Source organism: Streptomyces celluloflavus (assembly GCA_000720995.1).
In the GTDB taxonomy this organism is placed as follows: Bacteria; Actinomycetota; Actinomycetes; order Streptomycetales; family Streptomycetaceae; genus Streptomyces; species Streptomyces celluloflavus.
The window spans coordinates 116,238-130,862 of sequence record JOEL01000017.1 but is presented as its reverse complement, the minus strand read 5'-3'; the positions used below and the strand labels follow the sequence as shown (position 1 = coordinate 130,862).

Annotated in this window: 11 protein-coding genes and 1 pseudogene; 4 read left to right on the top strand and 8 right to left on the bottom strand. The window is 71.5% G+C overall.

All coding sequences use genetic code 11. The annotated features are described in order from the left end of the window. Window positions 1-6: 6 nt before the first annotated feature. The 3 genes and pseudogenes from IH09_RS18235 to pdhA form a co-directional block, all read right to left on the bottom strand. A pseudogene (locus IH09_RS18235) lies at window positions 7-1,266 on the bottom strand (dihydrolipoamide acetyltransferase family protein); the annotation flags it as partial. Between the two features lie 22 nt (window positions 1,267-1,288). Beyond that, a complete protein-coding gene (locus IH09_RS18230) occupies window positions 1,289-2,272 on the bottom strand; it encodes an alpha-ketoacid dehydrogenase subunit beta (protein ID WP_052857349.1) in 984 nt (327 codons plus the stop codon). A gap of 2 nt (window positions 2,273-2,274) precedes the next feature. After that, complete coding sequence (gene pdhA / locus IH09_RS18225; protein ID WP_052857348.1) at window positions 2,275-3,477, bottom strand: pyruvate dehydrogenase (acetyl-transferring) E1 component subunit alpha; 1,203 nt, start codon at window positions 3,475-3,477, stop codon at window positions 2,275-2,277. Between the two features lie 328 nt (window positions 3,478-3,805). On the opposite strand from pdhA, the gene IH09_RS18220 reads away from it, so the two are divergent. The 3 genes from IH09_RS18220 to IH09_RS18210 all read left to right on the top strand — a co-directional run bounded on the left by IH09_RS18220 (window position 3,806) and on the right by IH09_RS18210 (window position 6,103). Further along, a complete protein-coding gene (locus IH09_RS18220) occupies window positions 3,806-4,465 on the top strand; it encodes a response regulator (protein WP_052857347.1) in 660 nt (219 codons plus the stop codon). Between the two features lie 153 nt (window positions 4,466-4,618). Continuing rightward, a complete protein-coding gene (locus IH09_RS18215) occupies window positions 4,619-5,035 on the top strand; it encodes a pyridoxamine 5'-phosphate oxidase family protein (protein ID WP_052857346.1) in 417 nt (138 codons plus the stop codon). 24 nt (window positions 5,036-5,059) lie between these two features. Beyond that, window positions 5,060-6,103, top strand: a complete 1,044-nt coding sequence (locus tag IH09_RS18210; RefSeq protein WP_052857345.1) for a phosphotransferase — start codon at window positions 5,060-5,062, stop codon at window positions 6,101-6,103. A 160-nt stretch (window positions 6,104-6,263) separates the two neighbouring features. On the opposite strand, the gene IH09_RS18205 is transcribed toward IH09_RS18210, so the two are convergent. Further along, window positions 6,264-7,937 (bottom strand): protein kinase domain-containing protein, encoded by a 1,674-nt coding sequence (locus IH09_RS18205; RefSeq protein WP_110952397.1) that lies wholly within the window; start codon window positions 7,935-7,937, stop codon window positions 6,264-6,266. A 325-nt stretch (window positions 7,938-8,262) separates the two neighbouring features. Between IH09_RS18205 and IH09_RS18200 the strand changes: the two genes are divergently transcribed. After that, window positions 8,263-9,945, top strand: a complete 1,683-nt coding sequence (locus IH09_RS18200; protein ID WP_052857343.1) for a protein kinase domain-containing protein — start codon at window positions 8,263-8,265, stop codon at window positions 9,943-9,945. 144 nt (window positions 9,946-10,089) lie between these two features. Here IH09_RS18200 and IH09_RS18195 read toward each other — a convergent pair whose 3' ends face one another. From IH09_RS18195 to IH09_RS18180, 4 genes are all read right to left on the bottom strand, one after another. Beyond that, the gene (locus tag IH09_RS18195; protein WP_172450963.1) at window positions 10,090-10,644 is read right to left on the bottom strand and encodes a bacterial proteasome activator family protein; all 555 of its coding nucleotides are present in this window, start codon (window positions 10,642-10,644) and stop codon (window positions 10,090-10,092) included. Between the two features lie 262 nt (window positions 10,645-10,906). Continuing rightward, window positions 10,907-11,800, bottom strand: coding sequence for a hypothetical protein (locus IH09_RS18190; RefSeq protein ID WP_190233330.1), 894 nt, complete (start codon window positions 11,798-11,800; stop codon window positions 10,907-10,909). Between the two features lie 152 nt (window positions 11,801-11,952). Beyond that, complete coding sequence (locus IH09_RS18185) at window positions 11,953-12,930, bottom strand: NAD(P)H-quinone oxidoreductase (protein WP_052857340.1); 978 nt, start codon at window positions 12,928-12,930, stop codon at window positions 11,953-11,955. Window positions 12,931-13,364: 434 nt separating this feature from the next. Then, the gene (locus IH09_RS18180; RefSeq protein WP_052857339.1) at window positions 13,365-14,513 is read right to left on the bottom strand and encodes a potassium channel family protein; all 1,149 of its coding nucleotides are present in this window, start codon (window positions 14,511-14,513) and stop codon (window positions 13,365-13,367) included. Window positions 14,514-14,625: the final 112 nt, after the last annotated feature.

Below are 14,625 nucleotides of genomic sequence, written 5' to 3'. Positions count from 1 at the left end.
ACACACCAGGATGGGGGTGCCGGTGTCGACGCCGAAGACGCCGACGTTGGTGATGGTGACCGTGCCGCCGGACATCGCCGCCGGTGAGGTCTTGCCCTCGCGGGCGGTGGAGACCAGCTCGGCCAGTTCCGTGGCGAGCTGGGGGAGCGTCTTGGTGCCCGCGTCCTTGATGTTCGGGACGATCAGGCCGCGCGGGGTGGCCGCCGCGATCCCGAGGTTGATGTAGTCCTTGTAGACGATCTCCTGGTTCGCCTCGTCCCAGGCCGCGTTGACGTCCGGGTGGCGCCTGATCGCGATCAGGAACGCCTTGGCGACCAGCAGGAGCGGGTTGACGCGCAGACCGGCCATGTCCGGGTCCTGCTTCAGCTCCTGGACGAGCTTCATCGTGCGGGTCACGTCGACGGTGATGAACTCCGTGACGTGCGGCGCGGTGAAGGCGCTGGCCACCATCGCCTGCGCGGTGGCCTTCCGTACGCCCTTGACCGGCACCCGGCGCTCCCGGTCGGCGGAGACGACGGCCGGTACGGGCGCCGGGGCGACGGCGGCCGGGACGGCGACGGCCGGGGCCGGTGCCGGGGCGGCGGCCGCGTACACGTCCTCGCGGGTGATGATCCCCTCGGGGCCGGTCGGGGCCACCGTCGCCAGGTCGATGCCGAGGTCCTTGGCGAGCTTGCGCACCGGCGGCTTGGCCAGCGGCCGGCCGGCGGCCGGTGCGGACGCCACGGAAGCCGGGGCAGGCGCGGGGGCCGCCACCGGGGCCGCGGGGGCGGGGGCCGCGGCCGGCGCCGCGTGCCCGTTCAGCTCCGCCTGGAGCGCGGCCGGCTGGGCTGGTACGCCCGGCTGCTGCCGGCGCGGGCGGCGCTTGGTCGAGGACGGTGCGGCGCCGTAGCCGACGAGGACGGCCTGGCGGCCCTGCGGCTCCTCGTCCTCCTCGGGGGCGGCGGGGGCCGCGGGCGCCTCGGCGGCGGGGGCCGCGGCGGGTGCCACGGGCCCGGCGCCGGGGTCGGTGTCCACCGAGATGATGACCGTCCCGACATCGACGGTGACGCCCTCGCCGAAGTTCAGCTCGTGCACCACCCCGTCGTAGGGAATGGGCAGTTCGACGGCGGCCTTGGCGGTCTCGACCTCGCAGACGACCTGGCCGTCGGTGACGGTGTCGCCCGGTTGGACGTACCACTTGAGGATCTCGGCCTCGGTGAGCCCCTCGCCCACATCGGGCATCTTGAACTCGCGGAAGCGCTGGTCGTTCGCAGTACTCGCAGTCATGGTCACGGTTCTCCTCAAACCCTCAGTACGCCAGCGCGCGGTCGACCGCGTCCAGCACCCGGTCCAGTCCCGGGAGGTACTCGTCCTCCAGCCGGGACGGCGGATACGGGGCGTGGAATCCGCCGACGCGCAGGACCGGGGCCTCCAGGTGGTAGAAGCAGCGCTCCGTGATGCGGGCGGCGAGCTCCGCGCCCGTACCGAGGAAGACCGGGGCCTCGTGGACCACGACCAGCCGGCCGGTCTTGACCACCGACTCCTGGACGGTGTCGAAGTCGATCGGCGAGAGCGAGCGCAGATCGACGACCTCGACCGACTTGCCCTCCTCGGCCGCGACCTTGGCGACGTCCAGGCAGACCTTCACCATCGGCCCGTACGCGGCCAGCGTCAGGTCCGAACCGGGCTGGGCGACCCGGGCCTTGTGCAGCGGGTACGGGATCGCCTCGGTGTCCAGGCGCGACTTGTCGTGATAGCGGCGCTTGGGCTCGAAGTAGATGACCGGGTCGTCGCCCGCGATGGCCTGCTGGAGCATCCAGTAGGCGTCCGAGGAGTTCGAGGGGGAGACGCACTTGAGGCCCGCGACATGCGCGAACAGCGCCTCGGGGGACTCGGAGTGGTGCTCGACCGCGCCGATGCCGCCCGCGTACGGGATGCGGATGACGACCGGCACCTTGACCTTGCCCAGGGCCCGCGCGTGCATCTTCGCGAGCTGGGTGACGATCTGGTCGTAGGCGGGGAAGACGAAACCGTCGAACTGGATCTCCACGACGGGCCGGTAGCCGCGCAGCGCCAGGCCGATCGCGGTGCCGACGATGCCGGACTCGGCGAGCGGGGTGTCGATCACCCGGTCCTCGCCGAAGTCCTTCTGGAGGCCGTCGGTGACCCGGAAGACGCCGCCGAGCTTGCCGACGTCCTCCCCCATCACGAGGACCTTGGGGTCGGCCTCCATGGAGGCGCGCAGCGAGGCGTTGATCGCCTTGGACAGCGTGATCTTCTCGAAGACGGTCATCGTCAGTTCTCCTCCGCGACGGCATCGGCGTCGGCGAACGACGCCTGGTACGCGGCGAACTGCGCGCGCTCCTCATCGACGAGCGCGTGCCCGTCGGCATAGATGTTCTCGAAGATCGCCATGGAATCGGGGTCGGGCATCGCCCGCACGGTCTCGCGCACCCGCTTGCCCAGCGCCTCGCTCTCCGCCTCGACCGCGGCGAGATACGCGTCGTCGACGACGCCCTCGGCCACCAGATACGTCCGCAGCCGCAGGATCGGGTCCTTGGCCTCCCAGGCCCGCGTCTCCTCGTCGGCCCGGTACTTCGTCGGATCGTCGGAGGTGGTGTGCGCGCCCATCCGGTACGTGAACGCCTCGATGAGCATCGGGCCCTGTCCGGTGCGGGCCCGCTCCAGCGCCGCCTTGGTCACCGCCAGGCAGGCCAGTACGTCGTTGCCGTCGACCCGTACGCCCGGGAAGCCGTAGCCGCGGGCGCGCTGGTAGAGCGGGACGCGGGTCTGCTTCTCGGTGGGCTCGGAGATCGCCCACTGGTTGTTCTGGCAGAAGAACACGACCGGGGAGTTGTAGACCGCGGAGAAGGTGAACGCCTCGGCGACATCGCCCTGGCTGGAGGCGCCGTCCCCGAAGTACGCGATCACCGCGGAGTCCGCGCCGTCCTTCTGCACGCCCATCGCGTAGCCGGTCGCGTGCAGCGCCTGCGAGCCGATGACGATCGTGTAGAGGTGGAAGTTGTTGCTGTTGGGATCCCAGCCGCCGTTGTTGACCCCGCGGAACATGCCCAGCAGGTTCGTCGGGTCCACACCGCGGCACCAGGCCACGCCGTGCTCGCGGTAGGTCGGGAAGACGTAGTCGTCATCGCGCAGCGCCCGGCCGGAGCCGATCTGGGCGGCCTCCTGGCCCAGCAGCGAGGCCCACAGGCCCAGCTCGCCCTGGCGCTGGAGAGTGGTCGCCTCGGCGTCGAACTTCCGCGTCAGCACCATGTCGCGGTAGAGCCCGCGCAGCTCCTCGGGGGTGAGGTCGATGGCGTAATCCGGGTGCTCGACCCGCTTCCCCTCGGGGGTCAGCAGTTGTACGAGCTGATCCTGTTCCACCTGGTCAGCGGCGTTGTCGGGGGTCTTGGCCTTGGCCGACGACGCCTTCTTGGCGGTGGTCCGCTTGCTGCCGCCGCGGGTGGTTTTCCGCTGGGCAGTGCTCTCCACGGTCACGTGCTGCTCCTCCGTCTGTCCGGCCCCCGGGGTCCGCCGGTGGCCGTTTTGCGGCTCACCCGGTATCCGATACGGCGCACGGGGTGGGTGCGAACGCGGCCGGATCCGGGTGGAACAAAGCGTCCCGGAAGTGGCCTGCCCGTCGCACGTTACCCATTGTCAAAGCCTAAGCGGAAACAGCCCTGACCTGCGATTTTGCTTGGATTTCCAAGTAAATCGCGCACGCTCGGGAACAACTCCAGGTCACAGCGTTGCAGGCCGCCGGGACAACGGCACGTTATATCGGTGAACTGGAGCACGGGAAGACTTCGTGTGTGAGACTGGAGGCGTGCGCGAAGAAGGAAAAATCACGGTATTCCTGCTCGATGACCATGAAGTCGTCCGGCGGGGCGTCCACGAAATGCTCTCGGTGGAAGAGGATATCGAGGTGGTCGGCGAGGCCGGCACCGCCGCAGATGCCCTGGTCAGGATCCCTGCGACCCGTCCCGACGTAGCGGTTCTCGATGTCCGGCTGCCGGACGGCAGCGGCGTCGAGGTCTGTCGCGAGATCCGCTCCCAGGACGAGAACATCAAATGCCTGATGCTCACCTCGTTCGCCGACGACGAGGCCCTTTTCGATGCGATCATGGCCGGTGCGGCCGGATATGTCCTGAAGGCCATCCGCGGCAATGAGCTGCTGTCCGCGGTGCGCGATGTGGCGGCCGGCAAGTCGCTGCTCGACCCGGTGGCCACCGCCCGCGTCCTGGAACGGCTGCGCGACGGCAACAACGCCAAAGGCGACGACCGGCTGGCCAACCTCACCGAGCAGGAGCGCAAGATCCTCGACCTGATCGGCGAGGGCATGACCAACCGGGCCATCGGCGAACGGCTCCACCTCGCCGAGAAGACGATCAAGAACTACGTCTCCAGCCTGCTCTCCAAGCTCGGCATGGAGCGCCGCTCCCAGGCCGCCGCATACGTCGCCCGTATGCAGGCCGAACGGCGCTGAACAGGCACGGAACGGGTACTGCGCGGGCGCGGACGGCCCTGCGGGAACCGCGGGCCGACCGGCCCCGCCGACCAGGTGATCGGGACCAATGTCCCCCCATCTCGGGGCTGTTGCCTCTACCTCCGAAGCCGTCCCGAGGGCATTGTGGAGTACATGCCCACCGATGACTCGCGCGCCATCGAGCTGCTGAGCCGCACCCCCTACGGGCGGGTGTCGGCCAGCATGCGCGCACTGCCCTTCACCACCGTCACCCGGCATCTCGTCATCGACGGCCGGCTGGTCCTGCGGCTGCACCGCGGGTACAACTACCACCACGCCCTGGACGGCAGCGTCGTCGCGTACGAGGCCGACAACGTCAACAGCGACGAGCGCGACACCTGGTCCGTCCAGTTCACCGGCACCGCGAAGATCATCGAGCCCACCCCCGCCGAACGCGCCCTCTTCGGCCGCACCCCGCGGCTGGCCGACGGAGAGCCCTTCGAGCCGGTCTTCCTGTGCATCGAGCCGGAATTCGTGACACTGCACCGCCTCTCGGATGTGCCGGTCCTCCGGTATGCCCACCAGGCATGACACAGTTGATCTAACATCTGGCGCGTGCTGCGCTCATCTGTAGGCCGGACGGCGGCGACGCCCGACCGGCACACCCTCGGCTCCCTGCTGCGCCGCTACGACGGCGCCGGGGAGCCGCTGTCGTGCGAACCGGTGGCCGAGGGCCTGCTCAACCACGGCTACTTCCTCGCCACCACCCGCGGCCGCTACTTCCTCAAGCACCACCTCGACGGCGACCGGACCGCCATCGCCCACCAGCACCGCGCCACCCGCCGGCTCGGCGCGCTCGGGCTGCCGGTCGCCCCGCCGGTCGCCGACACGGCCGGCCGTACGGTCACCGTCCTGGACGGCCGCTGCTACGCCCTGCACCCCTGGGTCGAGGGCCGGCACCTGGGCGGCGCCGCCCTCTCCCGCGGCCAGTCCCGCCGGCTCGGCGCCCTGCTCGGACTGGTGCACACCGGCCTCGCGCAGGTCATGACGGCCGAACCGCACCCGCACCCGCCGCCGTACGCGGACCTCGGCGCGGACCCGGCGCGCACCTTCGAGCTGATCGACGAGCTGCTGGTGCTGGCCCGCGGTGCCCGCCCGCGCACCAGCTTCGACGAACTGGCCGAGCACCGGCTGCTGGAGCGCCGGGCCCTGCTGGCGCGGCAGGCCCACCGGCGCCCGGCCCCGGGGGCCGAACCCGCCGCGGGCTGGGTGCACGGCGACTTCCACCCGCTGAACGTGCTCTACCGCGGCACCGAACCGGCCGCGATCGTCGACTGGGACCGGCTGGCCGTCAAACCACGCGCCGAGGAGGCGGTCCGCGCCGCCGCGATCTTCTTCGTCCGCCCCTGCGGCACGCTGGACCTGGCGAAGGTGGCGGCGTACGCGGACGCCTACCGCGGCGCCAGCGGCGCGGGGGCCGGTGAGCTGGCGGCGGCGGTGCACCGGGTGTGGTGGGAGCGGCTCAACGACTTCTGGATGCTCACCTGGCGCTACCGCCTGGGCGATCTGCGCACCGACCCGCAGTTCCCGGCGGCGGCCGCGCTGGCGGTCTGGTGGACCCGCGAATACGCCGCGGTCCGGGACGCGTTCACCGGCTGAAGCGGGCGGTACGGGGGGGCCGACTTGCCGTTTCTGTGGGGCTTGCCGCCCCTGTGGAGCGGCTGGACCGGCAGGTGCGGAGGCGGAACGGAGACGGCGGGCCGGGCGCCAGGGGTTCCTGGTGCCCGGCCCGCCGTATCGGTCGGTCCGTCGGCCGGTCTCAGCCGGTCGCGCCGTTCTGCGTGCCGCCGTCCGCGGTGCCGTTGGTCGTGGAGCCGGTTCCGCCGGTGCCGGTCCCACCGGTTCCGGTCCCACCGGTGCCCGTCCCGCCGCTGCCGGTCCCGCCGCTGCCCGTACCGCCGTTCTCGGTGCCGCCGTTGGTCGGGGAACCATTGCCGCCGGTGCCGTTACCGCCGTTGGTGTTGCCACCGTTGGAGGTCCCGCCGTTGTTGCCGTGGGTGGGCGGCAGGGACGGCGGCGGCTCCGAGGGGGGCGGCGAGGACGGTGGCGGCTTGGGGGTGTGCTTGTTCGGGCTACGGGTGTAGCCGCCCGAGTCGCTGCCCGTAGTGCCCTTCTGGGTCTCCGGTGTGGTCGGCTCGTCCGACGGCGGCTCGCTGGTCTCGTCGTCCACCGAGGCCGATGGCGAAGGGGACTTGGAGGTGTCCGGCACGGCCGGAGGCTTGTCGCCGCCGTTTTGGAGTGCGAAGGCCACGCCCGCCGCGATGGCGATCAGCGCGAGCACCGCGATCAGCAAGATCTTGCCGCGGCCGCTGCGGGCCGGCCGCTGCCCGCCCTCGAAACCGCCGTCGTCCGCCCGCATACCGGGCGGCAGTATCGGGTTCACCGCGGTCTGCCCCGCGTCGGGGTGCGGCATCGCCGTCGTGGCGGCGACGCCCATGGCCGGGGTGTGGCCGCCCTCGTGCATGGCGACCTGGCCGGTGTTCCAGGTGCCGGTGTGCCCGCCCTGCTCGTGCAGCATCTGCAACGAGTACTGGATCAGGCCGCGCATCTCCTCCGCGGTCTGGAAACGGTCGTCGGGGTCCTTGGCGAGCGACCGCATGACCAGGCCGTCCAGCTCCGGCGGCACCGCGTCGGCGACCTGGGAGGGCGGCACCGGCATGTCCTGGACGTGCTGGTAGACGACCGACAGCGGGGTCTCACCGGTGAACGGCGGCCGCAGTGCGAGCAGTTCGTACAGCAGGCAGCCGGTGGCGTACAGGTCGGAGCGGGTGTCGACGGTCTTGCCGAGCGCCTGCTCCGGGGAGAGGTACTGCGGGGTGCCCATGACCATGCCGGTCTGGGTCATGGTGGACGCCGCGCCGTGCAGGGCACGGGCGATACCGAAGTCCATGACCTTCACGGCGCCGCTGTGCGTGATGATCACGTTCGCGGGCTTGATGTCACGGTGCACGATGCCGTGCTGGTGGCTGTAGGCCAGCGCCTCCAGGACACCGGAGACGATGATCAGCGCCTGGTCCGGCGGCGGGGCGTCGGCGTTCAGCAGCAGATCGCGGATGGTGTGGCCCTCGACCAGCTCCATCACGATGTACGGCACGGTGTTGCCGCCGACGTAGTCCTCGCCGGAGTCGTAGACCGCGACGACCGCGTGGTGGTTCAGCCCGGCCACGGACTGTGCCTCGCGGGTGAAGCGGGCCTTGGACACCGGGTCCTCTGCGAGGTCGGCGCGGAGCAGCTTCACTGCCACTGTCCGGCCCAGACGTACGTCCTCGGCCGCGAACACCTCCGCCATACCGCCCCGGCCGAGCCGGTGCGTGAGCCGGTAGCGGCCATCGCCGACCAGCCCTCCATTGCCCCACATCTCCGGTCCATCGGGGATATTGGAGCCGGTGGCGTCAGGATCGGACGGGCCCTGCGGGCTCTGCGTCGGTGCCATCGGTCCTCGCCGTCGAATCGATCCGCGTTACAGCGGTAAGGTCTCGGTCTTCGCTAGAGCACGCTACAGGCTCCGCGGCACCCTCCGGTCCGTCGTTGACCGGCCATCAAACCTCCCTGACTCCGAGTGTCGCAAGTTCACCAGGGGTGAGCGGAGCCCGGAGAGAACTCACCGTCGTGATGGGATCTTGCACATCTGGTCACGGAACGGGCACACAGCTTGACGTGTCGGGGGCCTGGGGCAGACTTGGCAGCGGAATTCCGGTAGTTGATCGCCGTACGTATCTCCATGCGTACAGGCAGTGCGCCTAGGGGGACGCTGAATCATGAGCCAGGACGGCGCTCAGGAACACTTCGAGGGCCGTTCGGTCGGCGGCGGACGTTACCAGCTCCGTGATCTTCTCGGGGCCGGCGGAATGGCATCCGTGCACCTCGCGTACGACAGCGTGCTGGACCGCGAGGTCGCGATCAAGACGCTCCACACCGAGCTCGGCCGCGAACCGGCATTCCGCGAACGCTTCCGCCGCGAAGCGCAGTCCGTGGCGAAACTCACGCACCCCAACATCGTCTCGGTCTTCGACTCCGGCGAGGACACGCTGTCCGACAGCGCCCCCGGCGCGGGCGACGGCGGCATGGTGCCGTACATCATCATGGAGTACGTCGCCGGGCAGCCGCTGCGCTCGGAGCTCGACAGCGATATCGCCCGGCACGGCGCGATGCCGACCGAGAAGGCGCTGAAGATCACCGCGGATGTGCTCGCCGCCCTGGAGGCGAGCCATGAGATGGGCCTGGTCCACCGGGACATCAAGCCGGGCAACGTCATGATGACCAAGCGCAATGTCGTCAAGGTCATGGACTTCGGTATCGCCCGCGCCATGCAGTCCGGCGTGACGTCCATGACGCAGACCGGCATGGTCGTCGGCACCCCGCAGTACCTCTCGCCCGAGCAGGCGCTGGGCCGCGGCGTGGACGCCCGCTCCGACCTCTACTCCGTCGGCATCATGCTCTTCGAGCTGCTGACCGGACAGCTGCCGTTCGACGCGGACTCCCCGCTCGCCATCGCGTACGCCCACGTCCAGGAAGAACCGCCGGTCCCCTCCGGCATCAACCGCTCGGTGCCGCCCGCCGTGGACGCGCTGGTGGCCCGCGCGCTGAAGAAGAACCCCAATGAACGGTTCCCGACCGCCGAGGCGATGCGGGGGGAATGCCTGCGCATCGCGGGGTCCGCGCAGTCCGGGGCGACGCCGCTGATCATCAGCGAGGGCCCGCGGGCGCGCACCAGCGGCTCGTCGGTCTCCTCCACGGTGTTCCCCGCCGCCACCGGCACCCCGCACACCCCCGTGCCGCCGAACGTGCAGCAGCCGTACCAGCCGACGCAGGCCGCCTTCGGGCCCTCGACGCCCCCGCCGCCGAACAACGCCTACCCGCCACCGGCACCGGCCCCGACGCCCACCCCGTTCCACGGAGGCGGCTTCCAGGCCCCGCCCCCGTACGCCCCGCAGCCCGCGACGGCCTCGATGCCGATGGCTCCGGTCCCCCCGGCCCGGAAGAACAACACCCCCGTCATCGTCGTCTCGGCGGTGGTCGGCGTGGTCGTGGTCACCGCCATCGCGATCGGCATCGGGCTGAGCGGCGGCTCCGACAACAACAACAAGGCCGGCGACAAGCCGACGTCCACGTACACGCCGTACACCTACTCGCCGGCGCCCACCGCCAGCGTCCGGCCCGAGGACAAGACGGCGACGATCCTGTCGACCGAGTGCACCAGCCCGGCCAAGAGCTACAGCGACAAGAACAAGATCCTTTTCCCGTCGTTCCGGTTCAAGAACCTGGACTCGGTGAAGGCGTGCCTGGACGCGGCGGGCTGGAAGTACAAGGTCACCGAGCAGGACAGCGCGATCTGGGGCAAGAACACGGTCACGGAACAGACTCCGGCGGCCATCAGCTGGTGGGCCCCGAGCAACACCGAGACGATCCAGCTGACCGTCTCGACCGGCCGCAGCGGCTGACCGGCCACCGGCTGCCGGCCACCGACTGCCGGCCGGAGCGGTGCCGACGGGCACAGGCACCGGGCACCGGGTATCCGCGAGGACATAAGGCGGGGCCGGCACACGCGTCGTGTGCCGGCCCCGCTGCCTTACCGCCGGGCGCGCCTAGAGGTACGGGCCCGAGCGGGCGCCGCCGTGACCGGGGTGTTCCTCGTCGCCCTCCGGCGAGACCGCACCGGGCGGCAGGGCACGGCGCATCGACTCCAGCTGCGCACGGGCCGCCATCTGCTGGGCGAACAGCGCGGTCTGGATGCCGTGGAAGAGGCCCTCCAGCCAGCCCACCAGCTGCGCCTGGGCGATACGCAGCTCCGCCTCCGTCGGCACCGATTCCTCGGTGAACGGCAGCGAGAGCCGCTCCAGCTCCTCCACCAGCTCGGGCGCCAGCCCGTCCTCCAGCTCCTTGACCGAGCTGGAGTGGATCTCCTTGAGCCGGACCCGGCTCGCCTCGTCCAGCGGAGCGGCCTTCACCTCCTCCAGCAGCTGCTTGATCATGCTGCCGATGCGCATGACCTTCGCAGGCTGCTCGACCATGTCCGTCACCGGAATCTCGCGGGACTCGTCGCCGCCGTCCCCGCCACCGGTCCCGAGCGACATGCCATCCGGACCGACAACCAGGACGTGCGGACTCTCCTGCGACCGTTCGTTCATCGGCATCTCCATGCCGCCATTCTCTCGTACCGACGCATCCACACTGTGGTAGCCCCGGAAGTCCGGGGATCTACGACCTGGGAAGAGCCCGGGGACCTTCCGGGCCGGGCGGCCGCCCGCTCCCCGCAGGCTGCGCGACTCCCCGTCGCCTCGTCGCGTCCCTTCCCTTTTTCCGCCTCCGCTCGGCTCCGCTCTGTGTGCTGTTTCACGTGAAACGGCGCGGAGACGGGCCTTGGCGGCTGTCCGGAAGAGAACGTGATCCGTCCGGAAAAGATCATCGGCGGCGGAGGCGCAGACCGAAAAAGGCGAGGCCAAGGCCGGTGAGGGCGAGACCGGCGCCCATCGGGAGGACGCGTTCGACGCGGGCCGCCGGATTTTCGAGGGCGGAGGGACCGGTCGTGGCGGGCTGTTCGCCGTCCGTGGTCTCCGGTGTGGCACTGGGCGGCCCCGCAGGCGCGGTGGGCGTGGGCCGCAGCGACTGGTACGGGCGCTGGGCGAGCTGTCCGGCGGCACCTGGGCGGTGCGCGGGGGACCGCCATGGAGGGGCCGCACCGGGCGGGGAGAGCGCCGGCGCGGGGGCGTGGTCCGTTCGATGCGGCGGGGCGGCGGGGGGCGGCCCGGCCTTCGTACCACCGCCGGCCGCCGGACTCGCCGGGGCGGAGGGCCGGGCACGCACCGGGTCCGGGGCGTCCGAGGAGCGGGCAGCGGGAGCCGGGGCGGGTGCGGACGGCGCGACGGAGTCCGGGACTGGCCGGTCCGGGGCCTTCGGACGCAGGCCCTCCGGGCGGTCCACGGGCGGCGCGCCGGGAAAGTACGGCGGGCGGTCCGGGAACCCCGGAATGCTGTCCGGCAGGTCCGCGACGACGTCGGGCAGACCGGGGAGGTAGTCCGGCAGCTCGGGGACGGCGGCCATCTCGGGGAACCGCGGCAGCCAGTCCGGGCGGCCGTGCTGCCCCCAGCTGACCCGCGCGTTCCCGCCCACGGGCGGGGGCGCGACCATGCCGCCGCCGGGCGGCCCGTCGGCGTGCGCGAGGCCCGGCGGACGATCGGCCGGGGTGGTCCGTTCGGGAGAGGGAGCCGCCGCGGTGGTGGCCACCACGGGGACCGGCAGGACGACGGTGGCCAGCAACAGGCCGGTGGCGATGCGCGAACGGAATCCTGGAGCCACAACCGTGCCCCTCCCGTGCCGAGCCGTCGAGTGACGAGTTCAGCGTCACACGGGGCCGTAACCCCGGCATCTCGGACAGGTCGGCCGGGTTACGGGGCGGGAGGGGCGGGAACGGACGGCAGAGGCCCGGATCGCCGGGCGGGCGGGACCGCTCAGACGGTCAGCACGACCTTGCCGACATGGGTGCTCGCGTCGACGACGCGGTGCGCCTCGGCGGCGTCCGCCATCGGGATCGTACGGTCCACGATCGGCCGGACCCGGCCGTTGCCGATCAGCGGCCAGACGTGTTCCCGCACGGCCGCGACGATGGCCGCCTTCTCGCTGAGCGGGCGGGCGCGCAGTCCGGTCCCGGTGATCGCGGCACGCTTGGAGAGCAGTGCGGCGAGGTTCAGCTCGGCCTTCACCCCGCCCTGCATCCCGATGATCGCGAGCCGTCCGTTGACCGCCAGCGTCTTGACGTTCCGTTGCAGGTACTTCGCGCCAATGATGTCGAGGATGACGTCCGCGCCCTTGCCGTCGGTGGCCTTGCGGATCTCCTGGACGAAGTCCTGCTCGCGGTAGTCGATGAGGATGTCCGCGCCGAGTTCGGCGCAACGGGCCAGCTTCTCGGGGCCGCCCGCGGTGACCGCGACCCGGGCGCCGACCGCCTTGGCGAGCTGGATCGCCATCGTGCCGATGCCGCTGGCACCGCCGTGCACCAGCAGCGTCTCGCCGGGCCGCAGGTGCGCGATCATGAAGACGTTCGACCAGACCGTGCAGGCCACTTCGGGGAGCGCCGCGGCCGACACGAGGTCCAGGCCCGCCGGCAGCGGCAGTACCTGCCCGGCCGGGACGGCGACCTTCTCGGCGTAACCGCCGCCCGCCAGCAGTGCGCACACCTCGTCGCCAACGGCCCAGCCGTGCACGCCGGGACCGAGCGCGGCGATCCGGCCGGCGCACTCCAGACCCGGGTACGGGGAGGAGCCGGGCGGCGGGTCGTAGAAGCCCTGACGCTGCAACAGGTCGGCGCGGTTCACGGCGCTCGCCACGACGTCGATCAGGACCTCGCCCTCGGCGGGCAGCGGGTCCGGCACGTCCGCCCAGACGAGGGCTTCGGGGCCACCGGGCTCAGGGATAGTGATCGCTCGCATGAGCGCGAGGCTACTCGCCGATACCGCACGGGGCGACAGGCCGGTCGGGGGCGACAACGGCCGGGCCGGGAACGGCCGGTGCGAGCACGGGACCGTACCGGGGGCCGGTGCCCCGGGGCCGCTGCCCGAGGCGGCACCCAAGTGGCGGATCACGGACCGCCCCGGCGGTCTTCCGGGCGGGGCCGCCCACCGGCTTCCCGGCCGGTGCGCCACGCCGGTTTCCCGGGCCGGTGCGCCACCTCGGTCTCCGGGGCCGGTGTCGCGGGACGTCTGGCACCGGAGGTGTCGCTCGTCCTCCCGGCGCCGGAGGCGTTACCGGGCACCCGGATACTCGTCCACCCGGATACCCGTCCGCTACTCGTCCGCCCGGATGCTCGTCCGTCCGGCTCCCGTCCGCCCGGTGCCGGAGGCGTTATCCGTATCCGTCCGCCTGGTTACTCGTCCACCCGGCGCATCGGGGAGATCCCGCCGCCGGGAAACTTCGGACGGGCCGGTCGGCCACCGGACTTGCCGGCGGCGTCGGGCTCCTCCGGCATGGCCGCGCGGACGATCGTGATCAGCCGGTCCGCGGACTGCAGGGGGCTGGCCGCCGGATCGTCGTAGCCGATCAGACGGTGGCCACGCAGGACCGAGACGATCAGGTCGTCGGTCTCCCGGACGGACCTTCCGACCTCGGCCTTCACCACCGGCCGTTCGACCAGGTCGAGCCCGCTGCCCTGCTGGATGAGGTCCTCCATGACGGCGCCCGCGCTCGGACTGTGCACGGAGAGCCCCAGCAGCCGGCCCGCCGCGCTGGCGGATGTGATCACGGCGTCGGCACCGGACTGCCGCAGCAGCGGAGCGTTCTCCTCCTCGCGAACCGCCGCGACGATGTTGGCCTTCTTGTTGAGCTGACGGGCGGTCAACGAGACCAGAACGGCGGTGTCGTCGCGCTGGGTGGCGATGACGACCTGGCGGGCCCGCTGGATCTCGGCGCGCAGCAGCACATCGCTGCGGGTCGCGTCACCGACCACCCCGGCGAACCCTTCGGCCACGGCCGATTCGATGACCTTCGGGCTCGGGTCGACGATGACGATGCGGTCGCGGGTCAGGCCCGTCGCACAGAGGGTCTGGACGGCGGAACGGCCCTTGGTGCCGAAGCCGACGATGACGGTGTGATCGCGCAAAGCGTTTCTCCAGCGTTTCAATTGCCATTGCTCGCGGGTGCGCTCGGTCAGCACCTCCAGTGTGGTGCCGACCAGGATGATCAGGAACAGCACCCGCAGCGGCGTGATGAGCAGGATGTTCAGCAGCCGCGCGGTGGCCCCGTACGGGACGATGTCGCCGTATCCCGTGGTGGAGAGCGTGACGGTCGCGTAGTAGACGCAGTCGAGGAGATCGACCGTGCCACCGGCGTTGTCGTGGTACTGGTCGCGGTCTATCCAGACGATGAAGACCGTCGCGACGAGCACGAGCAGCGCCATCAGCAGCCGGCGGGCGACCTGCCGCAGTGGCGCCTTGGGGGTGCGGCGCGGCAGCACCACCCGGCGGGAGTGGTCCTCGGGGATCTCGCGCGCCGCGGCGTCGTGGGACGGGAGCTTCACGCAGAGCCTCCGGCGGGCGGTGCGGGGGGTGGGGATCGGTGGGGATCGGTCACGGGCGCGGTCACGGGATGTGCGCGGCCGGCGGGGCCGGGGTCCGCTCCGGGGTCGTACG